The organism is Streptomyces sp. NPDC028635 (genome assembly GCF_040637635.1).
Taxonomy (GTDB): domain Bacteria; phylum Actinomycetota; class Actinomycetes; order Streptomycetales; family Streptomycetaceae; genus Streptomyces.
The window spans coordinates 53,808-76,382 of sequence record NZ_JBEZWX010000017.1; the positions used below are offsets into that span (position 1 = coordinate 53,808).

20 protein-coding genes are annotated in these 22,575 nt (G+C 71.5%); 13 read left to right on the forward strand and 7 right to left on the reverse strand.

Annotated elements, in window-relative coordinates; genetic code table 11:
- The first annotated feature begins 3 nt into the window (after positions 1–3).
- The 6 genes from AB0E88_RS19870 to AB0E88_RS19895 all read left to right on the forward strand — a co-directional run bounded on the left by AB0E88_RS19870 (position 4) and on the right by AB0E88_RS19895 (position 7,903).
- Entirely contained in the window at positions 4–972 is a 969-nt protein-coding gene (locus AB0E88_RS19870) for a hypothetical protein (RefSeq protein WP_361632017.1), read from the forward strand.
- Positions 973–1,136: 164 nt separating this feature from the next.
- Positions 1,137–2,243: a multiple monosaccharide ABC transporter substrate-binding protein gene (chvE, locus tag AB0E88_RS19875; protein WP_361632019.1), complete on the forward strand. Its 1,107-nt coding sequence runs from the start codon at positions 1,137–1,139 to the stop codon at positions 2,241–2,243.
- Positions 2,244–2,275: 32 nt separating this feature from the next.
- Complete coding sequence (gene mmsA / locus AB0E88_RS19880; protein WP_361632021.1) at positions 2,276–3,835, forward strand: multiple monosaccharide ABC transporter ATP-binding protein; 1,560 nt, start codon at positions 2,276–2,278, stop codon at positions 3,833–3,835.
- Positions 3,832–5,121 (forward strand): multiple monosaccharide ABC transporter permease, encoded by a 1,290-nt coding sequence (gene mmsB / locus AB0E88_RS19885; protein WP_361632023.1) that lies wholly within the window; start codon positions 3,832–3,834, stop codon positions 5,119–5,121. Before mmsA ends, mmsB begins: the two co-directional genes overlap by 4 nt.
- Before the next feature lie 22 nt (positions 5,122–5,143).
- Positions 5,144–6,307 carry an aldose epimerase family protein gene (locus tag AB0E88_RS19890; RefSeq protein WP_361632025.1) on the forward strand — a complete coding sequence of 388 codons (1,164 nt, stop codon included), beginning with the start codon at positions 5,144–5,146 and terminating at the stop codon, positions 6,305–6,307.
- Positions 6,308–6,412: 105 nt separating this feature from the next.
- The gene (locus tag AB0E88_RS19895; RefSeq protein WP_361632027.1) at positions 6,413–7,903 is read left to right on the forward strand and encodes a histidinol-phosphate transaminase; all 1,491 of its coding nucleotides are present in this window, start codon (positions 6,413–6,415) and stop codon (positions 7,901–7,903) included.
- A gap of 114 nt (positions 7,904–8,017) precedes the next feature.
- On the opposite strand, the gene AB0E88_RS19900 is transcribed toward AB0E88_RS19895, so the two are convergent.
- Complete coding sequence (locus AB0E88_RS19900; RefSeq protein WP_361632029.1) at positions 8,018–8,668, reverse strand: DUF4360 domain-containing protein; 651 nt, start codon at positions 8,666–8,668, stop codon at positions 8,018–8,020.
- A 204-nt stretch (positions 8,669–8,872) separates the two neighbouring features.
- Here AB0E88_RS19900 and AB0E88_RS19905 point away from each other — a divergent pair, with 204 nt between their 5' ends.
- Entirely contained in the window at positions 8,873–9,517 is a 645-nt protein-coding gene (locus AB0E88_RS19905) for a hypothetical protein (RefSeq protein ID WP_361632031.1), read from the forward strand.
- Position 9,518: 1 nt separating this feature from the next.
- Here the strand turns inward: AB0E88_RS19905 and AB0E88_RS19910 are convergent, their stop codons facing one another.
- From AB0E88_RS19910 to AB0E88_RS19935, 6 genes are all read right to left on the reverse strand, one after another.
- Positions 9,519–9,980: an Rrf2 family transcriptional regulator gene (locus AB0E88_RS19910; protein ID WP_361632033.1), complete on the reverse strand. Its 462-nt coding sequence runs from the start codon at positions 9,978–9,980 to the stop codon at positions 9,519–9,521.
- 57 nt (positions 9,981–10,037) lie between these two features.
- Complete coding sequence (locus AB0E88_RS19915) at positions 10,038–11,543, reverse strand: alpha-N-arabinofuranosidase (protein WP_361632035.1); 1,506 nt, start codon at positions 11,541–11,543, stop codon at positions 10,038–10,040.
- A gap of 84 nt (positions 11,544–11,627) precedes the next feature.
- On the reverse strand, positions 11,628–12,593 hold the full coding sequence (locus tag AB0E88_RS19920; RefSeq protein WP_361632037.1) for an arabinan endo-1,5-alpha-L-arabinosidase: 966 nt from the start codon (positions 12,591–12,593) through the stop codon (positions 11,628–11,630).
- 23 nt (positions 12,594–12,616) lie between these two features.
- A complete protein-coding gene (locus AB0E88_RS19925; protein WP_361632039.1) occupies positions 12,617–13,480 on the reverse strand; it encodes a carbohydrate ABC transporter permease in 864 nt (287 codons plus the stop codon).
- The gene (locus tag AB0E88_RS19930; RefSeq protein ID WP_361632041.1) at positions 13,477–14,418 is read right to left on the reverse strand and encodes a sugar ABC transporter permease; all 942 of its coding nucleotides are present in this window, start codon (positions 14,416–14,418) and stop codon (positions 13,477–13,479) included. Before AB0E88_RS19930 ends, AB0E88_RS19925 begins: the two co-directional genes overlap by 4 nt.
- Positions 14,415–15,764, reverse strand: coding sequence for an extracellular solute-binding protein (locus AB0E88_RS19935; protein ID WP_361632043.1), 1,350 nt, complete (start codon positions 15,762–15,764; stop codon positions 14,415–14,417). The genes AB0E88_RS19930 and AB0E88_RS19935 overlap by 4 nt, the downstream gene beginning before the upstream one ends.
- A gap of 265 nt (positions 15,765–16,029) precedes the next feature.
- Between AB0E88_RS19935 and AB0E88_RS19940 the strand changes: the two genes are divergently transcribed.
- The 6 genes from AB0E88_RS19940 (at position 16,030) to AB0E88_RS19965 (ending at position 22,430) form a co-directional block, all read left to right on the forward strand.
- Positions 16,030–16,602: a toxin-antitoxin system, toxin component family protein gene (locus tag AB0E88_RS19940; protein ID WP_361632045.1), complete on the forward strand. Its 573-nt coding sequence runs from the start codon at positions 16,030–16,032 to the stop codon at positions 16,600–16,602.
- Positions 16,599–17,831: an MAB_1171c family putative transporter gene (locus tag AB0E88_RS19945; RefSeq protein WP_361632047.1), complete on the forward strand. Its 1,233-nt coding sequence runs from the start codon at positions 16,599–16,601 to the stop codon at positions 17,829–17,831. Before AB0E88_RS19940 ends, AB0E88_RS19945 begins: the two co-directional genes overlap by 4 nt.
- A 151-nt stretch (positions 17,832–17,982) precedes the next feature.
- Positions 17,983–18,489, forward strand: a complete 507-nt coding sequence (locus AB0E88_RS19950) for a toxin (protein WP_361632049.1) — start codon at positions 17,983–17,985, stop codon at positions 18,487–18,489.
- Complete coding sequence (locus AB0E88_RS19955; protein WP_361632051.1) at positions 18,486–19,811, forward strand: MAB_1171c family putative transporter; 1,326 nt, start codon at positions 18,486–18,488, stop codon at positions 19,809–19,811. Before AB0E88_RS19950 ends, AB0E88_RS19955 begins: the two co-directional genes overlap by 4 nt.
- Complete coding sequence (locus tag AB0E88_RS19960; RefSeq protein ID WP_361632053.1) at positions 19,808–20,986, forward strand: MAB_1171c family putative transporter; 1,179 nt, start codon at positions 19,808–19,810, stop codon at positions 20,984–20,986. The genes AB0E88_RS19955 and AB0E88_RS19960 overlap by 4 nt, the downstream gene beginning before the upstream one ends.
- A gap of 28 nt (positions 20,987–21,014) precedes the next feature.
- On the forward strand, positions 21,015–22,430 hold the full coding sequence (locus AB0E88_RS19965) for an FAD-dependent monooxygenase (protein WP_361632055.1): 1,416 nt from the start codon (positions 21,015–21,017) through the stop codon (positions 22,428–22,430).
- The last annotated feature ends 145 nt before the right edge of the window (positions 22,431–22,575 follow it).

The window sequence follows — 22,575 nt, forward strand, 5'->3', positions numbered from 1 at the left end:
CCTGTGACCGACGCTTCCGCCACGGCAGCCCGTCGCCCCGGTGAGCCCGCCCTCACCGCGCTCGGCCTGGGCGCGCCCGCCCCCGACCCCGCCGACGCCTCGCCGTACACCTTCCCCGGCGGCGGCCGCTGGCGCACCGAGGTCCCCTCGTGCGAGGGTCCCGAGGCGCTCGCGGTGGTACTGAAGGAGGCCTCGCGGCTGGACGTCCCGATCCACCGCATCAGCCAGGGCAGCGGCGTGTGGATGCTGAGCGACGCCGAGATCACCGAGATGGCGGAGGCCACCGCCGAACGCGACATCGAGCTGTGCCTGTTCACCGGGCCGCGCGGCACCTGGGACATCGGCGGTTCGACCCGCACCGACTCGCGCGGGGCCGGGCTGCGCGCCCGGGGCCACGACGCCGTGGCGGGCTGCGTCGAGGACGCGGTCCGCGCCACCGAGCTGGGCGTGAAGTGCCTGCTGGTGGCCGACGAGGGCGTGCTGTGGACCCTGCACCGGGCGCGCGTCGAGGGGATCATCCCGGCCGACACGACCCTGAAGGTCTCGGCGCTCATCGGCCCCGTCAATCCGGCCTCGTACGCGGTCTACGAGCGGCTCGGCGCCGACTCCGTCAATGTGCCGAGCGATCTCACGCTGGACCACCTCACCGAGATCCGGCGTGCGTCGGGCGCGCCGATGGACATGTACATCGAGGCGCCGGACGATCTGGGCGGCTACATCCGGATGTACGAGGTGGCCGAGCTGATCCGGCGCGGCGCCCCGCTCTATCTGAAGTTCGGTCTGTCCAAGGCGCCCGGGATCTATCCCTACGGCCACCATCTGCGGGACGTCACGCTGGCCACGGCCCGGGAGCGGGTACGGCGCGGCCGGCTGGCCCTCGACCTGCTCGCCCGGCACGGGGCCGGGGACGACATGGCTCCGCTGGGCTCCCGGCTGCCCGGGGAGCTGCGGCGCTTCGAAACACGTTCATAAATTTTCGCAACTCCCCCTTCACAGAACACGACGTAGCCGAACACAATCCCACACGTCTGTTCGTCGGTTTCCCCGCACCACCGTTCGCCGGTTCCTCCGCACCACCTCCTGACAGCGTTGCCGCACAGCCGCCGCCGGCCGTGCTCGACATCAAGGAAGACGCCATGCGCAACCGCAGAGCCGCACTGACCGCGATAGCCGGAGCCGCCTCGCTCGCCCTCACCCTGACCGCCTGCGGCCAGAGCGGCGAGGGCGGCAGCAAGGAGGACTCGGGGTCCGCCAAGGGAGGCACGATCGGCATCGCGATGCCGACGAAGTCCTCCGAGCGGTGGATCGCCGACGGCAACAACGTCAAGAAGGACCTGGAGTCCAAGGGCTACCAGACCAAGCTGGTCTTCGGGGAGGACGACCCCGACCAGCAGGTCTCCCAGATCGAGAACCTGATCACGCAGGGCGTGAAGGCCCTCATCGTCGCCGCCATCGACAACAAGTCGCTCGGCAACGTGCTGCAGCAGGCCAAGGACGCGAACATCCCGGTCATCGCCTACGACCGGCTCATCCTCGGCACGCCGAACGTCGACTACTACGCCTCCTTCGACAACGAGAAGGTCGGGCAGCTCCAGGCGAACTACATCGCCGACAAGCTGGGCCTGAAGAGCGGCAAGGGCCCGTTCAACATCGAGCTGTTCGCCGGCTCCAACGACGACAACAACACCAAGTACTTCTTCAACGGCGCGATGAGCGTCCTCAAGCCGTACATCGACAGCAAGAAGCTCGTCGTGCGCTCCGGCCAGACCTCGCTCAACCAGGTCACCACCCTGCGCTGGGACGGCGCGACCGCCCAGCGGCGCATGGACGACATCCTGACCAAGTCCTACAAGAGCGCCCGCGTCGACGCCGTCCTGTCGCCGTACGACGGCATCTCCATCGGCATCCTGTCGGCGCTGAAGTCCGACGGCTACGGCTCCGCGGGCAAGCCGCTGCCGGTGCTGACCGGGCAGGACGCCGAGCTGGCGTCGGTGAAGTCCATCATCGCCGGGCAGCAGACGCAGACGGTCTACAAGGACACCCGCCAGCTCGCCAAGGTCGCCTCCGGCATGGTCGACGCGGTGCTGAACGGCAAGAAGCCCGAGGTCAACGACAGCAAGACCTACGACAACGGCTCCAAGGTCGTGCCCGCCTACCTGCTCCAGCCGGTGAGCGTCGACAAGACCAACTACGACAAGGTCCTGGTCGCGGGCGGCTACTACACCGCCGGCCAGCTCAAGTAACCGGGCACCGAGAAGGATTGGAAGGCACGACCATGGCGGGACCCGTCCTGGAAATGCGCTCGATCGTCAAGACCTTTCCCGGTGTCAAGGCGCTGTCCGACGTCACGCTGACCGTCCGCCAGGGCGAGGTCCACGCCATCTGCGGGGAGAACGGCGCCGGGAAGTCCACCCTGATGAAGGTGCTCTCCGGCGTCCACCCGTACGGCAGTTACGAGGGGGACATCCTCTTCGAGGGGGAGGTCTGCCGGTTCCGGGGCATCCGGGCGAGCGAGCAGCACGGCATCGTCATCATCCACCAGGAGCTGGCGCTGGTGCCGTATCTGTCCATCGCCGAGAACATCTTCCTCGGCAACGAGCACGCCAGCCGCGGTTTCATCAACTGGAACGACACCCTCAGGCACGCCGCAGAGCTGCTGCGCCGGGTCGGCCTCGACGAGCACCCCGAGACGCGCGTCGCCGACATCGGCGTCGGCAAGCAGCAGCTGGTGGAGATCGCCAAGGCGCTGTCGAAGAAGGTGAAGCTGCTCATCCTCGACGAGCCCACGGCGGCGCTCAACGACGAGGACAGCGGCAAACTCCTGGATCTCATCCTGCAGTTGAAGGACCAGGGCATCACCTCGATCATCATCTCGCACAAGCTGAACGAGATCCGCAAGGTCGCCGACTCGGTCACGATCATCCGCGACGGACGCTCCATCGAGACGCTGGACGTGAAGGCGCCGGAGACGACCGAGGACCGGATCATCAGCGGCATGGTCGGCCGCGACCTCGACAACCGCTTCCCCGAGCGCACCCCGCACGAGCCGGAGGCCGGCGCGGCGCCGGCGCTGGAGATCCGCAACTGGAGCGTGCACCACCCCATCGACCAGCAGCGCAAGGTCGTCGACGACGTGTCGCTCACCGTGCGCCGCGGGGAGATCGTCGGCATCGCCGGCCTGATGGGCGCGGGCCGCACCGAACTCGCGATGAGCGTCTTCGGCCGCTCCTACGGCCGCTACGCCGGCGGCACGGTCCTGAAGGACGGCAGGGAGATCCGGACGAAGACCGTCGCGGAGGCGGTGGAGCACGGCATCGCGTACGTCACCGAGGACCGCAAGCACTACGGCCTCAACCTGATCGACACGATCAACCGCAACATCTCGCTGACCGCGCTGAAGAAGGTCGCCAGGCGGGGCGTGGTCGACGAGCACGGGGAGCGGCAGGTCGCCGAGGGCTTCAGGAAGTCCATGAACATCAAGGCGCCGACCGTGTTCGAACCGGTGGGCAAGCTGTCCGGCGGCAACCAGCAGAAGGTCGTCCTCAGCAAGTGGATCTTCGCGGGTCCGGACGTGCTGATCCTGGACGAGCCCACGCGCGGCATCGACGTGGGCGCCAAGTACGAGATCTACACGGTCATCGACCAGCTGGCCGCGCAGGGCAAGGCGGTCGTCTTCATCTCCTCCGAGCTGCCCGAACTGCTCGGGATGTGCGACCGGATCTACACCATGGCCGCCGGGCGGCTCACCGGCGAGGTTCCGCGGGCCGAGGCCACGCAGGAAGTGCTGATGCGCCGGATGACGAAGGACACCCAGAACGAAGAGGTGACGCGATGAGCACCGAAGTGACCAAGAGCCCGGTGGCCGCCCCGCCGGGCGGCGGCCCGGGCCAGGGCACGACGGGAGGGAACCTGCTGCAGCTGGTGGTGGGCGGCCTGCGCCGCAACATGCGCCAGTACGGCATGCTGCTCGCGCTCGGCCTGATCGTCGCCGTCTTCGCCGTGTGGACCGACGGCGACCTGCTGCTGCCGCGCAACGTCTCCAACCTGGTCCTGCAGAACAGCTATGTGCTGGTCCTCGCGATCGGCATGATGCTGGTGATCATCGCCGGTCACATCGACCTGTCGGTGGGCTCGGTCACCGCGTTCGTGGGCGCCTTCGCGGCCGTGCTGACCGTGGAACACCATGTGGCGTGGCCCGTCGCGGTGGTGCTGTGCCTGCTGGCGGGTGCGGTGGCCGGCGCGGTGCAGGGCTACTTCATCGCCTACCTCGGCATACCGTCGTTCATCGTCACCCTCGCGGGCATGCTGATCTTCCGCGGCTTCACGGAGATCCTGCTCCAGGGGCAGACCCTCGGACCGTTCCCGAACGGCCTGCAGAAGATCGGCAACGGCTTCCTGCCGGAGGCCGGTCCGCACACCAACTACCACAACATCACCCTGCTGCTGGGCTTCGCGCTGATCGCGTTCTCGGTGGTGCAGGAGGTCCGGGACCGCAGGCGGCAGCGCGAGTTCTCGCTCGACGTCGTGCCGCGCAACCTCTTCCTGCTGAAGCTGGTCGCCATCGTCGCAGCGATCCTCGTCGTCACCCTGCTGCTCGCCAGCTACAAGGGCGCGCCGATCGTGCTGCTGATCCTGGGCGTGCTGGTCGTCGGCTACGGCTATGTGATGCGCAACTCGGTGTTCGGCCGGCACATCTACGCCATCGGCGGCAACCTGCCTGCGGCGAAGCTGTCGGGTGTGAAGGACAAGAAGGTCACCTTCTTCGTCTTCCTGAACATGGGCGCGCTCGCGGCCCTGGCGGGGCTGGCGATCGCGGCCCGGCTGAACGCGGCGTCCCCGAAGGCGGGTCTGAACTACGAACTCGAGGCGATCGCCTCGGCGTTCATCGGCGGCGCGTCCATGAGCGGCGGTGTGGGCACCGTCCTCGGCGCGATCATCGGCGGTCTCGTCCTCGGCGTGCTGAACAACGGCATGAACCTGCTCAGCGTCGGCACCGACTGGCAGCAGGTCATCAAGCCTCCCGCCGTGGGGGGGGTGGTGGGTTTCGTGGTTTGCAAAACCCCCTCGCGGTGTGTGTTTCTCCCGGGGCCCCGGCCGTCGGGGGGGGCCCCTCCCCTTTGACGTCGTGTGAGGAGCCGTACCCATGGAACTGAACAGACGCACGGTCATCGCCTCGGCAGCGGCGGCGGGCATCGCCGCGACGACCCTCGGCACCACGGCCGAGGCCGCCCCCGCCACCGGCCGGCCCGGCCACCGGCCGGTGAAGGAACACTTCGGCACGCTCGCCGACGGCACGAAGGTGTACCGCTGGACGCTGGAGAACGGCGGCACCCGCCTGGGCGTCCTGTCCTACGGCGGCGCCGTCCAGTCGCTGGAGATCCCCGACCGGCACGGCCGCCGCGCCAACGTCTCCCTCGGCTTCGACAACCTCGACGACTACGTGGCGTCCAGCCCGTACTTCGGCGCCCTCATCGGCCGCTACGGCAACCGCATCGCCAAGGGCCGCTTCACCCTGGACGGCACCGGCTACCAACTGTCCGTGAACGACGGCGAGAACAGCCTGCACGGCGGCGCCAAGGGCTTCGACAAGCGGGTGTGGGACGTGGAGCCGTTCGCCGCCGGCTCCGATGTCGGCCTGCGCCTGCACTACACCGCCGCCGACGGCGAGATGGGCTACCCGGGCACGCTGCGGGTGACCGTGACGTACACCCTCACCCGGGGCGGCGACTGGATCATCGACTACGCGGCCACCACCGACAAGGCCACCGTCGTCAACCTCACCAGCCACATGTACTGGAACCTGGCCGGCGAGGGCAGCGGCAGCGTCGAGGACCACGAGCTGCAGATCGCCGCCTCCCGCTTCACGCCCACCGACGCGGGCCTCATCCCCACCGGCGAGCTCGCGAAGGTCGCGGGCACCCCCTTCGACTTCCGCCGCGCCAAGCCGGTCGGCCGGGACCTCCGGGCCGGTCATCCGCAGCAGGTCCTCGCCAAGGGCTACGACCACAACTGGGTCCTCGACAAGGGCATCACCGGCGAGCCGGAGCACGTCGCCACGCTGCGCGACCCCGCCTCCGGCCGCACCCTGAAGATCGCCACCGACCAGCCGGGGCTGCAGTTCTACTCCGGCAACTTCCTCGACGGCACCCTCACCGGCACCTCCGGGCGCACCTACCGGCAGGGCGACGCGCTGTGTCTGGAGACGCAGCACTTCCCGGACTCGCCGAACCACCCGGCGTTCCCGTCGACGGTGCTGCGCCCGGGCGAGACGTACCGCTCCCGGACGGTGCACCGCTTCTCCGCGTGAACCCGGCCACACGGCACGGGTGTTGAACGACACCCCACCGGTCTGCGTACACAAGGGCGGTCCGTGCTCCCCCGGCACGGGCCGCCCTTGGACACGGAGGCCCCCTTGGCAGACAACGTCACTTCGCTGTTCCGTGAGCACGCCGCGCACAGTCCCTCGATGGCGGCGCTGACGCGGGAGAGCGACGGGGCGGGACCGCTGGACTTCTGCATCCCCTGCAATCCGTACTTCCCCACCCCGGCGATGTTCGAGGAGCTGGCGGCCCGGCTGCGGGAGATCCTCACGTACTACCCGAGCAGCGCGGAGACGGTCACCGCAGAGCTGTGCGATCTGCTGCGGCTGCCGCCGAGCTGTGTGGCGATGGGCAACGGCTCCACGGAGCTGATCACCTGGATCGACCATCTGCTGGTGCGCGAGTCCCTCGCGGTGCCCGTGCCCACCTTCGGGCGCTGGACCGACCAGCCGATGGAGACCGGCAAGCGGGTCGACATGTTCCCGCTGCAGGAGGCGAACGGCTTCGCCCTCGACCTGTCCCGCTACGCCGACTTCATCCGCGCCCGCGGCACCCGGGTGGCGGTGGTCTGCAACCCGAACAACCCGGACGGCGGCTACCAGCACAAACAGGCGCTGGTGGGGTTCCTGGACGCGATGGCGGACCTGGACCTGGTGGTCGTGGACGAGTCGTTCCTGGAGTTCGCGGACGCGGAGGCGGACGCTTCCGTGGTCCAGGAGGCCGTGCTCCGTCCGAACGTGATCGTCCTGCGCAGCCTGGGCAAGAACTTCGGGCTGCACGGCGTCCGCTTCGGCTACCTGGTGGCCAACCCGGCGCTGGCCGGCCGGGTCAGGTCGATGCTGCCGAAGTGGAACCTCAACTCCTTCGCCGAGCACGTGGTGTTCATGCTGCGCGAGCACGGCAGGGACTACGCGCGCAGCCTCCAGCAGGTCCGCCGCGACCGCCAGGAGATGACGGCCGCGCTGTCGGCCCTGCCGGGCCTGACCGTCTACCCCTCCCAGGCCAACTTCCTCTTCGTGCGGCTGCCGGTGGGCGCCGAGGGAACGGTGGTGCGCGACCGGCTGCTCACCGGGCACCGGATCCTGGTCCGCGAGTGCGGCAACAAGATCGGTTCCTCCAGCCGCTTCCTGCGGCTCGTGGTGCGCCCCCAGCCGGACGTGCGCCGCCTGGCGTCCGGCCTGGAGCAGGTCCTCTTCGGCACGTCCACGAGGAGTGCCGCCGAGCCGTTCCCCGGGGGCGGCTACAGCTCGGGCACGGCGGCGGTGGACCGGCTGGTCGGCCAGACCAACGGCACGGGCGTGCCGGTGATCGGCCAGACCAACGGCACGGGCGTACCGCTTCCGCCGGCCCAGCCGTGGCCCCAGCCGCAGCCGTTGCCCCCGGCGGGCATCCCGGCGGGAGTGCCGGCCGGCATACCGGCGGCGGCCCCGGTGGGCGTTCCGGCGGCCGCCACCGTGGGAGTGCCCGCCCAGGGCGGCCTCACGGCGGCCCAGGTGCGCGGTACGACGGGCATGCCGGACGGCCTGACGGCGGCCCCGGCGGCGGGCTGGCCGAACGCGGCGGGGATGGGGCGGGCGGGCTGAGCCGGGGGCAACGGCTCACGCGTCGGCGCTCGACGGCCCGCGCGGTCCCGGAAGCGGCCCCGCGGTCACCGTCCGGGGGACGGTGACGGTGACCGCGGGGCCCCCGCGTCGGGCTCAGCGGTCCGGGCACTCCTTCCACGCCAGGTGGTAGACGGTGCTGATGTCGCCGTCGGTCGAGTCCATCGTCATGAAGCTGACCTTGCCGGGCGCCGAGGTCCCGGCGTTCACGCGCAGCTCCGTGTTGATGTTGAAGTTGCGCTGCACTCCGCAGGGCGCCCAGACCAGCTGCGCCCAGTCCGTGGTGTCGGTGGCCTGCCAGTTGTCGTTGTAGGGGCCGGTCAGCGGGTGGTTGCGGTACACCGTCTGCGAGGAGCCCTGGAAGTAGTACGACGCTCTCTGCGCGCCGTTCGCGCCCTGCTGGAGTGCGGCGAAGCCGCGGTAGTCGGCGCTCGCGACGGCGTAGGTGAAGCCCTGGGGGACGTGCACGACGAGGTTCAGCTGGCAGTTCTTGCGGAAGGCCGTGGGGTCGGAGTTGCCGCCGGCCTGGGCCAGGTAGTCGCTGTAGGTCACGGTGAAGGCCGTGTTGTCCTCGGAGACGGCGACCGCGGTGGTGCCCTGGGGGCAGCCGGAGCCGTTCACCGTGGCGATCTTGATGACGATCTTGTCCGGGGGCGGGTCGGTGAACCCGGAGGACGGGTGCTGCGCCGGTAGTGCCGTGCCGAGCAGAGCGGCGAGGACGCCGCTCAGGAGGAGTCCGCCGGCCATGGTCTCTCCGTCCGTTCAGTGGGGGGTGACTGTGTCGCACCGACTGTCGGGGACGTGTGAGGGATCCGTGAAGGCGCCCTCCGGTCATTCGCGGCGCCCTCCTGTGACACGGCTGTGACCGGAGTTATGGCTTCCACCACAGCCCGGTGCCGGGGCGGGCTCCAAGATCAACGGGTGCGCAGATCCCGCTTGCCCTCATCGTCCGTGACAGGTGCCCTCGTCGGCGCCCTGGCCGCCCTCGGCGTGGTCGGTGGGGTGCTCGTCGGGTGGGGCGGGCTCGACACCGTCAACGGGTGCGGGTATCCGGACAACCCCTATCCGTCCGAGACCGCGCGGGACTGGGTGACGTACGCCGACGTCGTGGTCGTCGGACAGGTGGTCGGCGAGCGGGAGAGCGGGCGGCGGGAGCTGGCCTCGGGCCCCTACCGGTACGCCGTCGAGCGCACCGTGCGGATACGCGCCGAGTCCGTGCCGTACGCGTCCCGGGAGCGGTCCCACCCGGCGCTCGGCGCGGCCTTCGACTACGTCGCGCCCGGCTGGAGGATCACCCGCGGCAGCCGGGACCGGGTCGACGTGCTGACCGGTGACGCACCCCGCGTCGTGCCCGGCCACACCTACGTCCTCGCCCTGCGTCACCGCGAGGGGCGGTGGGTGGCGCTCGGCGAGGGCGGTGTCGTGCCCTACGACGGGCATGTGGTGGGGCGCGGGGAGTGGTGCGGGCAGGTCGTGGACACGGACGGGTTCGCCCACGGGGAGCGGCTCGGCCGGCGTGACGACCACAGCCTGGAGAAGGCCCTGCTCGGGCAGGGGGATCAGGCTCTCGTCCGCGCCCTTCGCGAGGCCCGCTGACTCACGGGTTCTCCCACGCCGCCGGTTCCGCCGCCAGCTGCCGCACCGGCTCCGGGAGGGCGTCGGCCGCGATGTCCGCGAGCGTGACGCCCTCCAGGATCCTGCGGACGTTGGCGCGCAGGGCGATCCACAGCGGCAGCAGCGGCTGGGCGCTGCCGGTGTAGGTCAGGCCCGTGGGGCGTTCGCCGCGTACCGAGACGATCGGGCCGTCCACGGCCCGGATGACGTCCGCCACCGTGACCGCCGACGGCTCCCGGGCCAGCCGGTAGCCGCCGCCCCCGCCGCGCCGGCTGTCCACGATGCCGGCGCGGCGCAGATCGCCGAGGATCCCCTCGAGGAACTTGTGCGGGATGCCCTGGGCCGCGGCGATCGCCTCCGCCTTCAGCGGGTCGTCGCCCTCCTGCCGTACGGCCAGCTCCAGCACCGCTCGCACCGCGTAGTCCGCCCGCGCCGAGATCCTCATGCGTTCATTGTGCGGCCCGGGCCCCCGCTGCCCCCGCCCGGCCCGTGCGACCCTCCTCTACGCCAGCCTGATCACGTTCCAGGACAGCGGCTCCAGCACGGCCGTCAGGCGGCCGTCGGTGAGGGCCGTGCCGTCCACTTCGTGCGGGACGACCCGCTCGGGCTCGGTGAGCGTGTTGCGGGCGTCCGGGTCGGCGTCGGCGAGAGCGCTGTGCTCGACGACCCGGGTCAGGTCGAGGCCGTTCAGCGCGGCCTGGAGCGGCAGCGGTTCCGTGCGGCTGCGGTTGACCGCGAACACTGTGACGGTGCCGTCCTCGGCGCGTACGGCGGTGGCGTGCAGCAGGTCGGTCTCGCCGTAGCGCTTCGTCTCGTACGTCGGTGAGTCGACACGGACGTCCAGCACCTGCCCGCGGCCGTGCTTCGACGCCTGGGCGAAGGGGAAGAACGTCGTCTGCCGCCAGGCCGGGCCGCCCGGCTCGGTCATGATCGGGGCGATGACGTTGACCAGCTGGGCGAGGCAGGCGACGGTCACCCGGTCGGCGTGCCGCAGCAGGGCGATGAGCAGGGAGCCGAAGACGACGGCGTCGGTGACGCTGTAGTTGTCCTCCAGCAGACGGGGGGCCTCCGGCCAGTCCAGGGCGCTGACCTCGGCCTCGGTGCGGGACAGGTACCAGACGTTCCACTCGTCGAAGGAGAGGTCGATCTTCTTCTTCGACTTCAGGCGGGCGCCGACGTGGTCGCAGGTGGCGACGACGTTCTCGATGAAGGACTCCATGTCGACGGCGGAGGCGAGAAAGGAGTCCACGTCGCCGTCGAGGGGTTCGTAGTAGGCGTGCAGGGAGATGTGGTCGACCAGGTCGTACGTCTCGGCGAGAACCTTCGCCTCCCATTCGGCGAACGTCGACATCGACTGGCTGGAGCTGCCGCAGGCGACCAGTTCGACCGCCGGGTCGATCTGCCGCATCGCGCGGGCGGTCTCGGCGGCGACACGGCCGTACTCCTCGGCCGTCTTGTGGCCGGTCTGCCAGGGACCGTCCATCTCGTTGCCCAGGCACCACAGCCGGATGCCGAAGGGCTCCTTGTCGCCGTGGGTGATCCGAAGGTCGGACAGGGCTGTGCCGGAGGGGTGGTTGGCGTACTCCTGGAGTTCCAGGGCCTCGGCGACGCCACGGGTGCCGAGGTTCACGGCCATCATGGGCTCGGCCTGGGGTCCCACCTTCTTGAGGAAGGCGATGAACTCGGACAGGCCGAACCGGTTGGTCTCGGTGGAGCGCCAGGCGAGGTCGAGGCGGCGGGGGCGCTCCTCGACGGGGCCGACGGAGTCCTCCCAGCGGTAGCCGGAGACGAAGTTGCCGCCGGGGTAGCGGACGGCGGTGACGCCGAGCTCCTTCACCAGCTCCAGTACGTCGGTGCGGATGCCTTCGGCGTCGGCGGTGGGGTGGCCGGGTTCGTAGATGCCGGTGTAGACGCAGCGGCCGAGGTGTTCGACGAAGGAGCCGAAGACACGGGGGTTCACTTCGCCGACGGTGAAGGCGGGGTCCAGGGTGAATCGGGCGGGGTGCACGGGGTGCGCCTTTCGGGGAGGGAGGTTTCTGTTTCGTCGGCGGGTGCCGGTTCGTTGTCGCTGGTCGCGCAGTTGCTCGCGCCCCTAGCGGAGTTCGGGCCAGCCCGAATCCCACGTCACCTTGTTCAGGCCCAGCTTCGGCGTGCCGTTGTCCGTCGCGTCGTAGTAGTGGTACGCCAGCCAGTCCTGGCCGCGGTCCTGGAAGACCGACTCGCCGCCCGGGCCGGCGTAGCGGCCGTGGCCGGCCAGCAGCAGATCGCCGCCGCCCTCCAGGAGGGGCTTGCCGGTGCTGTCGACGTAAGGGCCGGTGACCGATGCGGAGCGGCCGACGCGGATCTTGTAGGTGGAGTTCACGCCGGCGCAGCACGTGTCGTAGGAGGCGAAGAGGTAGTAGTAGCGGCCGTGCCGGACGAGGTACGGGCCTTCGACGGCGTAGGGGGCGTCGGGGCGGGTGGCGAGGTGGCGGACCTCCGCTCCGGGGATCGCCTTGCCGGTCCTCGGGTCGAGTTCGACCATGCGGATGCCGGTCCAGTACGAGCCGAACGTCATCCACAGCCGTCCCTCGGCCGTGATGACCGCCGGGTCGATGGCGTTCCAGGGGTCGGTCTTCTCGGAGCTGAAGGCCGTGCCGTGGTCGGTCCAGGTGCCGGGCAGGCCGGTGGGGGACGTCGCGACACCGACGGCGGAGTGGTTGGTGCCCCAGGAGGAGACGGCGTAGTAGAGCCAGTAGCGGCCGTCGCGGTAGGAGATGTCGGGGGCCCAGGGGTCGGCCGTGTCGCTGTACCGGTACCACCAGCTCGGCGGGGTCGCGAAGGCGTTGCCCGCGTCGTCCCACTGCCTGCGGTCCTCGGAGGTGCGGGCGCCGATCACCCCGCCCGTCGAATAGGCCACGTAGCCGCCGGACTTCAGGCGGATGACGGTGGGGTCGTGGACGATCTGCTGTCCGGTGATCGGCTGGGGGTCGGGGTAGGCGGCGTCCGCGGTCGCCGTGGCCGGGATCAGGGCGAGGACGGCGGCGGCGACGGCGGTCGCCAGTCGGGTGCGCTGCAACGGAGCGGCTCCTGTCCGGGGGATCACTGGCCGGCGAGGCCGGTGTGCGCGACACCCGCCACGATCTGGCGCTGGAAGAAGACGAAGACGACGATGAGCGGCAGCCCGGCCATCAGGCCGCCGGCCATGAGCTGGGCCCACTGGATCCCGTAGGAGTTCATGACGGTGGCGATGCCGTTCGGCATGGTCATCAGGTCGGGGTTGTTGGTCACCATGTAGGGCCACAGGAAGTTGTTCCACGAGGCGATGAAGGTGAAGATGCCGACCGCGGCGAGCGAGGAGCGCGAGAGCGGCAGGACGATCGTGAAGAAGACCCGCCAGCGGCCGGCGCCGTCGATGAAGGCGGCCTCCTCGAGCTCGCGCGGGATGCCCTGGAAGAACTTGTAGAGGATGTAGACCATCGCGGCGGGCGCGCACTGCGGCAGGATCATGCCCCAGTAGGTGTCGACCATCCCCATCTGCTGCACGGTGGTGAACAGGGGCACGCCGAGGACGGCCGGAGAGATCATCAGGCCCGCCATCACCGTCCCCATCAGGACCGCCTTGCCGCGGAACTGCGTGCGGGCGAAGCCGTATCCGGCGAGCGCGCTCACCATGAGCACGACGGCGGTGACGCAGACGGACACGACGAGCGAGTTCACCAGCCAGTTGGTGATGTTGCCGGTGTCGAACAAGGCCTTCCAGGCCTGGCCGGTGATGTGCTGCGGCAGCCAGTGCGGCGGGATCTCGGCGGCCTCGGCCTCGGACTTCAGCGAGGTGAGCAGGGCCGCGACGATCGGTGCCACGAAGAGCGCGGAGACGGCGGCGCCGAGCAGTGTGAGGACGATCTGGCCAGGGGTCCAGCGCTTGCGGGAGTTGGTGCGTACGGTCGTCGTGGCGGTGGTCATCGGCCACCCTCCTCACGGTTGCGCAGCAGCCACATCCGCGCCAGGGCGACGACTGCGATGATCACGAAGAAGATGACGGAGATCGCGGAGGCGTACCCCACGCGGTAGCTGGTGAAGCCCTGTTCGAGGGTGTACTGCACGAAGGAGCGGGTGCTGAGCTCCGGTCCGGGGCCGAAGTCCATCATCACGACGGCCTGGTCGAAGAGTTGCAGCGAGGCGAGGATCTGGAGCGCGACCACCAGGCCGGTGATGTGGCGGAGCATCGGCAGGGTGATGTGGACCGTGCGGTGCCAGGCGTTCGCGCCGTCGAGCCTGGCGGCCTCGTACAGGTGGGCGGGGATGCCCTGGAGGGCGGCGAGGTAGAGCAGGAAGGAGAAGCCGACGGTCCACCACAGGGTCTCGATGACGATGGCGAGCATCGCGTACGACTTGTCGGTGAGCCAGGGTGTGTCGGTGCCGAGGGTCTGGTCGAACAGGCCGATGCCCTGGGTGAACAGCCACTGCCACATGTTTCCGGCGACCGTCGAGGGCAGCAGGAACGGGGCGAAGAAGCACAGCCGCCACAGCCACTTCCCGCGCTCGATGTGGTGGGCGAGCATCGCCAGGGCGAAGGCGAGGACGGTGATGCAGGGGACGACGAGGAGGGTGAAGTAGGCGCTGTGGTCGAGCGCGTCCCACATGGCCGCGTCGTTCAGGGCTTCGCGGTAGTTGCCGAGGCCGATGAAGTTCGCGCTCTGGCCGGTGATGTCGGCGTCGGTGAGGCTGAGGTAGATGCCGCGCAGGAGCGGCCAGATCACGAAGAGCGCGAAGAGCGCGAGGAACGGGGCGACGAACCAGCCCCCGTGCTGGAAGCCCTGTCTGCGGCGCAGGGCCGCGCCGGCGGTCGCGGTCGTCGCCCGTACCGGTGGGATGACGGTTTCCGCGCTGGTCGTCGTCATGCGAGGGCACCTCCCTGCGCGGCGGTGTGGCCGTCCATCGGGTTCTTGGAGGCGAGGAGTTTCACGAGTTCGGTCTTCATCCGCCGGGCGACCGTGCCCGGCTCGGCGGAGCCCATCGTGGAGGAGACGACCATCGGGCCGAGGTCCTGGGCGAGGATGCCGGTGGAGCCCGCGAACCACACCTTCGGCTCGGTGGCCTGGTGGTCCATGGCGCTGACGTACTCGTGCTGCGGAGTGAGCTTGTGGTACGCGGCGGTGGACAGGGTCGGTGTGTACGCGGGGATGTGGCCGCCGGCCGCCCACTGCAGGGCGTGCCTGACGACGTAGGCGGCGAGCCGGTGGGCGCCCTCGTCGGCGGCGCCGCCGCGGCCGGACTGATGGGGCAGGACGAAGGAGTGGGACTCGGCGTGGGTGGCCGGCTTGCCGAAGACGGGCGGCAGCGGGGTCGCCCCGTAGTCCAGTTGCGCGCCGGAGAAGACCGGCACCGACCAGTTGCCCTCCCAGGTGAAGGGGGCGCCGTTGATGAACTGTTCGCCGGTGGGGGCGCCGGGGATGACATAGCCGTCGGTGACGTGGCGGCGGAGGAACTCCAGGACCTCGGTGGCCTTGTCGGCGTCGAAGGTGACCTCGGTGTTCGCGGCGTCGAACCAGGTGCCGCCGAGCTGGGTGTAGAAGGCGACGAAGAACCACCACTGGAAGTTCTGGTCGTTGGTCCACAGGCCGATGGTCTGCAGGCCGCTCCTGGTGACCTTCTTCGCCTTCTTCAGGACGTCGAACCACTCGGCGGGGGACGTGACGGGGACGAGCCGGCCGTCGTCGCCGATCAGGTCCGCCTTCCTCAGCACGTCCCTGCGGTAGAAGCAGAGCTGGACGTGGATGTCGAGCGGGAGCGCGTAGAGCTTGCCGTCGATGACCGCGCGCTTCCACAGGGCCGGGTTGAAGTCCTGCTCGCGTACGCCGTACTTGCCGAGCAGTTCGACGTCCCACGGGTCGAGCAGGCGGCCGGGCGAGAAGCCGGTGACGCGGCCGAGGTGCATGACGCCGAGTTCCGGTGCGCGGTTGCCGGCGGCCGCCATGGCGAGCTTGGTGTAGAAGGGGTTGCCCCACTGGAGGGTGGAGTCCTTGACCGCGACGTCGGGGTTCTCCGCACGGAAGGCGTCCAGCATGTCGATCATGTTGGAGCCGTCGCCGCCGCTGAAGAGGTTCCAGTAGCGCACACGGGTGCGCGCACCGGCGGCGAGCGCGTCGGCGCCCGTGCCGAGGGCCGCGAAGCCGAAGCTCCCCGCGACGGCGAGGCCGCCCGCGGTGGCCAGAAGATGCCTGCGATTCAGGCCAGGTCGTCCCATTGCCTGCCCTTACGTTTCGAGGGCGTCGTGCCCTGCTGCCCGTAGCGCCATTCCCGTCCGTTCGGTATTTCGAATGACGCTCGTAACTTCGAACGGGAACGTAAGGTCGGAGCGCCGGGACGTCAATGGTTCGGACACGACTTCACCCGGGCCGCCGAAAAACGACCAACCCGCCCCGCGCGCCTGGCCGATGGAGGGCGTGACGCGGACACGCCCAGCCACGTAGGCTCGAACAGCCCTGAAAGCGGCGGCGGAAGGAGGCGGGATGGGCATCACGGCGCTGCTGCGGCGCTCGCGCACCCGCTCGTCCATGCGCGCCCTCTCCGCCTCCCTCACCACCGCCGTACGCACGGCCGGTGAACGCCCGGGCGATGTGCGGGACCTGTGCCGGGCACTGTGCTCGGCGATGGCGCGGCGGCGCGGCGGACGGCCCGTCGACCTGCGCTTCGAGAAGTTCCCGGACGGCATCGGGGTCACCGGACTGTGGGTGGAGTTCCAGGACTTCGACCTGGTCATCGTCGAGGAACGCGCCGAGGAGGTGCAGCAACTGGTCGTCCTCGGGCACGAGTTGTGGCATCTGCACGCCGGGCACCGGCACCGCGTCGCCACCCCCGCCGCGGCCCGCGCGCTGGCCGGGCGGCCCGGCTGGCCGGACCTCGCGCTCGGCGCCGCCGCCCGCGGCGGCTCCCGCTCACGCGACGAGGCGGACGCCGACGACTTCGGGCACCGGCTCGCGGCGCTGTGCCGGGACCTCGTCACCGCCTCCGCCGACGGGCGCCCGGCGGGCCCGCTGCAGCGCTCCCTCGGCTACCACGGGCGCGGACGGACCCCCCGGTGACGGTACGGCTGGCGCTCACCCCGTCGGCGTTCGTGACCGACTTCTACACCACGTTCTGGTGGATCCCGACGCTCGTGCTCGCCTCCGCGCTGGCCGTCAAACTGCCCACCATCCTGCGGCTGTGGAAGGACCCGCTGCTGCGCGCGGTCGGCGGACTGCTCCTGCTGGCCTGCTCGGTGTTCGTGTTCGTCGCGCCGCCCACCATCGCCTGGACCAACCGGGTCACCGGCGTGCCCAACATCGCCGCACCGCTGGTGTACTCGCTGCTCACCGCCTTCTGCGGGTCCTGCCTGCTGTTGATCATCGCCTGGCGCAACGGCCCGTCCGAACACTCGGCGACCACGCGCCGCGCCCGGCGCCTGGTCGTCACCTCCTACGGCGCGGTGATCGTCGCCCTGTGGGCGCTGTTCGCCCTGGCCGACGTGCCCGTGGAGCGGCTGCGGGACCTCGACACCTACTACGCCACCACCCCGTTCATGCGCGAGGAGATCCTGCTCTACCTCCTCGCGCACAGCGTGGCCGTCCTGATCACCTCACGGCTGATCTGGAACTGGGTGCGCACCGACGGACTCGACGGCTGGCTGCGCTGGGGACTGGTCCTCCTCGGCGGCGGCTACGCCATGAACCTCGCCTTCGACGCCGCGAAGCTCACCGCCCTCGCCGCCCGGTGGACCGGGCACGACCTGGACTGGCTCTCCACCAACGCCGCGCCGCCGGTCGCCGGACTGTCCGCCGTGCTCATCGCCGTCGGCTTCATCCTGCCGCACATCGGACAGTACCTTCAGGACCGCTGGCGGGTGCGGCTCGCCCACCGCGAACTCGGCCCGCTGTACCAGCTGCTGCGCTCCGTGCACGGCCGCGGTGTGCCCCGCGTCCTGCGCGCCGCGCCCGAACTGCGGCTGATCCGGCGCGAGACGTACATCCGCGACGTCCTGCTCCCGCTGGCCCGTCACCTCGACGAGGATCTGCGGCGCCACGCCGAGGACGCCGCCCTCGCCCTCGGGCACCCCCCGGAACGGGCGCGGGCGCTCGCCGCCGCGGTCGCCCTCGTCGACGCCGTCGAGGCACGACGCTGCGCCGACGCGGACGAGAAGGCGGCCGACGGCGTGGACACCGCCCGGCTGCTGCGGGAGATCGGCGCCGTCTCGCGTGCGCTGCGCCGCCGGGACGCGGTCGAGGCGGTGCGCGCCCGCGCCGCCGTCCTCGGATCCGCTCAGGGCACGAGGTAGCCGTGGGGGCGCCGGGGTTGGCGTCCGAGGTAGCTGAGGGGGCGCCGGGGTTGGCATAGTGCACGACGGGGGCTGGCAAAGTGCACGATGACCGCACGAGCACACCGGGACGGTGCCGAGAACAGTGCGTAGGTGGCGTACGAGCAAGGAGATGCGTCGGCTCGCCGACGCCCTCATCGACCCCATGCAGGTGCCCCTGCCCACGGACCCCGAGACGCTGTTCGCCGCACTCGTCGACTCCGTGAGCGCCTGGCGGGGCCGGGAGGTCACCGTCCACCGCGAGGTCTTCCCGCCGCACACGGCGAGCGGGCTGTGGCTGGAGCGCGAGGGGCAGGACATCGTGGTCGTCGACCGGCGGGCCGCGGTGTGGCACCAGATCGTGATCCTCTGCCACGAGGTGTGGCACATGAACCGGCGGGACGACGAGCCGGTGGATCTCGGTGAGCTGCCGCGGCCGGTCGCCGCGCGCACCGACTTCAGCCTCGCCGAGGAACAGGAGGCGGACCGTTTCGGGATGCTGATGGGCCGCAGGCTGCGGGCCTGGCTCGAGGCGTCCCCCGACGCGGTGTCCGCCGCCGGCGGCGACGGCACCGGCGGCCCCCAGGATCTCGCCGGCCGCATCGGGGCGGCGCTGGGCTATCGCGGGACACGCGGATGAACGGCCTGACCAACTACCTCAGCTGCGGCGTGCTGTGGCTCGGACTCGCCCTGAAGGCGCCCGACCTGGTGCGCCACCGGCACGACCCTTATCTGCGGGCCATCTGTGCGGTACTGGGCCTGGCCGGACTGTGCTTCTTCCTCGGCGCGCCCCCCACCATCGGCGCGGTCAACCGCCTCAGCGGCGTCGCCAACCTCGCGGCTCCGCTGACGTACGCGGCGATCACCGCGTACGGCGCCGCCTCCCAGGTGCTGATCGTGCGCTGGCGGGGCGGCCAGGGCGTACGGCGCACGGCGCGCCGGTGGATCATCGCCTACACGGGGGTGGCCGTCGGCATCGGTACGACGTTCGCGCTGGGTGACGCGCCCGTGGAACGCCGTACCGATCTGGACACCTACTACGCGACGACGCCGTTCATCGCCGAGATGATCGTGCTGTACCTGGTGGCGCACCTCGTCGCCGCCACCGTCACCCTGGTCTCCGCGCTGCTGTGGGCCCGCCGGGTGACCGGCTGGCTGCGCGCGGGGCTGCTCGTGCTGGGCGTGGGCACGCTGTGCGGCGCCGGGTACAGCGCCGCCAAGCTCGTCGCGGTGGGCGCCCGCTGGACGGGGCACGACTGGTCGCCGCTGGACACCGCCGTCTCACCGGCCGCGGCGGGACTCGGCGCCCTGCTCACCTCGGTCGGCATCCTCGTACCGCTGGCCGGGCCCCGGCTCGCCGAGTGGCAGCGTGCCCGGCGGGCGTACGTGCGGCTCGCGCCGCTGGAACGGGCGCTGGACGACGTCCTGACCCGCCGCGCCCTGCGCCTGCCCCGGCCGCGCTGGGCCACCCCGCCCACGCGTCTCATCTGGCGCCAGACCAGCATCCACAACGCGCTCGGCCACCTCGGCAGCGCCTACGACCCGCTCCTGTACGCCCGCACCCACCGGGCCGCGCTCGAGGCCACCGGCGATACAGCCGGCGCGGCCGCGACGGCCTGGGCGGCGGTGATCGCCGCGGCGGCGGAACGGGACCGGGAGGACCGGGCCGGGCCGCCCTCGCCGGCGGACCCGCACCTGCCGCCGCCCGACGGGGCACCGGCCCGCCTCACGGCACCGGCCACCCGTGCGGAGGTGCGTCCCGTACGGCTCACGGCACCGGCCGACCCGGCTCCCGTACGGCTCACGGCACCGGCCGACCCGGCTCCCCCGCGGCTCGTCGCGGTGGCCGGCGAGCCGGGTTGTCTTCCTCCGGGAGGTCCCGTCGATCTGGCCGGAATCGCGGACGCGTTCGCCGTGATGCGCGGGCGGGCGCGGGGCGCGGACGGAGTGCTGGTGCGATGAGCCTCGTCGTGTATCTGGCCGCCTGCGTGTTCGCCCTGTCCTCCGTGCTGCTCCTGCGCCGGCCCGGCACCGCCCTGCGCGACCCGCTGACGGTGTCCACGTGCGTGGCGATCGTCCTCGGCTCGCTCGTGTTCGTGTGCGCCGCCCCCCTCACGCTCGCCGCCGTCAACGACCTGACCGGCATCCCCAACTTCGGCGCCCCGCTGACGTACGGCATGCTCTCCGCGTACAGCTGCTCGCTGCTGATCCTGCTGATCAACTGGCGCGGCGGCTCCCGGGAGCACGTGCGGCGGCTGGTGCTGCGCTGCGTCGCCGCCTACGGCGCGCTGATCGTCGCCATCGTCGTGCTGTTCGCCCTCGCCGACGCCCGCATCGAGCGGCTCACCGACCTCGACACCTACTACGCGACCACGCCCGGCCTGCGCGAGATGATCCTGCTGTACCTGCTGGGGCACAGCGCGGCCATGCTCGCCATGTGCGCGGTGTGCCTGAAGTGGGGCCGCGAGGTCACCGGTCTGCTGCGCGCCGGGCTGCGCCTGATCCTGACCGGCGCCCTGCTGGACCTGCTGGGCTTCCAGGCCGCCAAGTACGCCGCTGTGGCGGCCCGTTGGTCCGGTCACGACCTGGACTTCCTGTCCACGACCGTCGCGCCGCCCATGGCCTCCCTCGGCGCGCTGATCTGCTCCGCCGGGTTCGTGCTGCCGAGGCTGCTGCCGGCGGTCGTCGCGCAGTGGCGCGGCTACGGCGAGAACCGCACGCTGCGCCCCCTGTGGTCCGCGGTGCGCTTCGCCTCCACCGCCCCCAAGCCGGAGGCCCGTTGGTGGTGGCTGCCGCAGGAGCGGCTGCGCTGGCGCGAGGTGTCCATCCACGACGCGCTGCTCGCGCTGGCCCCCTACTTCGACGAGCGGGTGCGTGTGCGCGCCCTGGACGAGGCGCTGCGGGCCGGCCGCTCCGCGCACCGGGCGCGGATCGAGGCGGAGGCCGCCATGCTGGCCGCCGCCACCCGGCGGGCCGCCGCGCAGGAGCCGCCGCTGGACACGCCGAGCCCCTACCGGCTGCACGCCACGGAGGTTCCCGGCACCAGCGGCCTGGTGGAACTGGCCCGTGCGCTGTCCCGTTCCCCCCTCGACGCGGCCGGGCGCGCGGGTACGGTAAGGGCCGCCTCCCCCCGCTGAACTCCCGTTCGCCGACCGAAGGAGCCCCATGCCGCACAGAGCTGTCGTCATCGGAGCCGGCCTGGCCGGGATGCTGGCCGCGGCGGCGCTGTCGGCCACCGTGGACGAGGTGGTCGTGGTGGAGCGGGACGACCTTCCCGACGGTCCCGGCCACCGCAAGGGGCTCCCGCAGGGCCGGCACGCCCATCTGCTGATGCCGGGTGGCCTGGCCGCGATGGAGGAGCTGATACCGGGGGTGAGCGTGCGTCAGGCGCTGCTGGCGGCCGGTGCGCGCGAGGTCCCGCTCGGCTCCGGCATGCTGGCGCTCACCTCCGAGGGCTGGCTGCGGCGCTGGCGCGACGGCGGGCCCCGCATGATCACGTGCAGCCGGGCGCTGCTGGACTGGGTGGTGCGGGACCTGGTGCTGGAGCGCCCCGGGGTCCGGATCGAGCGGGGGCGGGCGCTGGAACTCACCGGCTCCCGCGGCCGTGTGCGCGGTGTGCGGGTCGAAACGGGCGCCGGACGGGAGGAGTTCGCCGCCGACCTGGTGGTCGAGGCGTCCGGGCGCGGCTCGCGGATCGTCGGCTGGCTGGAACGGCTCGGGGTGTCGGGGATACGGGAGAGAACCGTGGACGCCGGGCTCGTCAACGCCACGCGCGTGTACCGCACGCCCGAGGGCGCCGAGGACTTCCCGCTGGCCGTCGTGCAGGCCGACCCGTACGTGTCCCGGCCGGGCCGCAGCGGCATGGTGCTGCCCATCGAGGGCGGCCGCTGGATGGTCAGCCTCGCCGGCACCCGCGGCGGTGAGCCTCCGGCGGACCCGGACGGCTTCCTGCGGTACACGCTGGACCTGCCGCACCCGATCGTGGGGCGGCTCATCTCCGGCGCGGAGCCGCTGGGCGACGTGCACGTCAGCCGCAGCACCCGGAACTCCCGCCGCTATCTGGAGCGGGTGCGGGAGTGGCCGGAGGGTCTCGTGGTGCTCGGCGACGCGGTGGCGACGTTCAACCCGGCCTACGGGCAGGGCATGTCGGTGGCCGCGCTGGGCGCCGCGGGGCTGCGCCGCGAGCTGGAGCGCGGCGGGCCCACCGCGCCCGGCCTGGCGCGCCGGGTGCAGCGCGTAGCGGCCCGGGCGGTGGAGGCGGCCTGGGCGTCGGCGGTCGGCCAGGACATCTGGTTCCCGGACGTGCGCGGCGGCCGGCCCGGTGTCGCCGACCGCCTCGTCACCCGCTACTCCCGCCGCCTGACGGGCGCGGCGACCTCTTCCTACGACGCGGCACGGGTGCTGTGGGACCTCACCAGCCTGCGCACGGGCCCGACCCGCCTCCTGCGCCCCGACGCACTCCTGGCCGCCGTCACGGGCCCCCTGCTCCCGCCCCTGTCGGGACCACCCCTGACCCCGACGGAACGCAAGATCCTGGCAGACCTGGACCACACGGGGCGGGGGGAGCCGGGACACGGGTGAGCCCCGCCGGGCGGTGGAGCCGGGGGCGGCTCAGCGCCCGGCGGGCGGCGGGGCCGGGGCGCGGCTCAGCGCCCGGCGGGCGGCGGGGCCGGAGCGCGGCTCAGCGCCCGGCGGGCGGTGGGGGCCGGGGCCGCATGCGGAAGCC

Coding starts and splice junctions, on each gene's coding strand:
- chvE (WP_361632019.1), top strand. CDS start 1,137: ATGCGCAACCGCAGAGCCGCACTGACCGCGATAGCCGGAGCCGCCTCG.
- mmsA (WP_361632021.1), top strand. CDS start 2,276: ATGGCGGGACCCGTCCTGGAAATGCGCTCGATCGTCAAGACCTTTCCC.
- mmsB (WP_361632023.1), top strand. CDS start 3,832: ATGAGCACCGAAGTGACCAAGAGCCCGGTGGCCGCCCCGCCGGGCGGC.
- AB0E88_RS19890 (WP_361632025.1), top strand. CDS start 5,144: ATGGAACTGAACAGACGCACGGTCATCGCCTCGGCAGCGGCGGCGGGC.
- AB0E88_RS19900 (WP_361632029.1), bottom strand. CDS start 8,668: ATGGCCGGCGGACTCCTCCTGAGCGGCGTCCTCGCCGCTCTGCTCGGC.
- AB0E88_RS19910 (WP_361632033.1), bottom strand. CDS start 9,980: ATGAGGATCTCGGCGCGGGCGGACTACGCGGTGCGAGCGGTGCTGGAG.
- AB0E88_RS19925 (WP_361632039.1), bottom strand. CDS start 13,480: ATGACCACCGCCACGACGACCGTACGCACCAACTCCCGCAAGCGCTGG.
- AB0E88_RS19930 (WP_361632041.1), bottom strand. CDS start 14,418: ATGACGACGACCAGCGCGGAAACCGTCATCCCACCGGTACGGGCGACG.
- AB0E88_RS19935 (WP_361632043.1), bottom strand. CDS start 15,764: ATGGGACGACCTGGCCTGAATCGCAGGCATCTTCTGGCCACCGCGGGC.
- AB0E88_RS19940 (WP_361632045.1), top strand. CDS start 16,030: ATGGGCATCACGGCGCTGCTGCGGCGCTCGCGCACCCGCTCGTCCATG.
- AB0E88_RS19950 (WP_361632049.1), top strand. CDS start 17,983: ATGCGTCGGCTCGCCGACGCCCTCATCGACCCCATGCAGGTGCCCCTG.
- AB0E88_RS19955 (WP_361632051.1), top strand. CDS start 18,486: ATGAACGGCCTGACCAACTACCTCAGCTGCGGCGTGCTGTGGCTCGGA.
- AB0E88_RS19960 (WP_361632053.1), top strand. CDS start 19,808: ATGAGCCTCGTCGTGTATCTGGCCGCCTGCGTGTTCGCCCTGTCCTCC.
- AB0E88_RS19965 (WP_361632055.1), top strand. CDS start 21,015: ATGCCGCACAGAGCTGTCGTCATCGGAGCCGGCCTGGCCGGGATGCTG.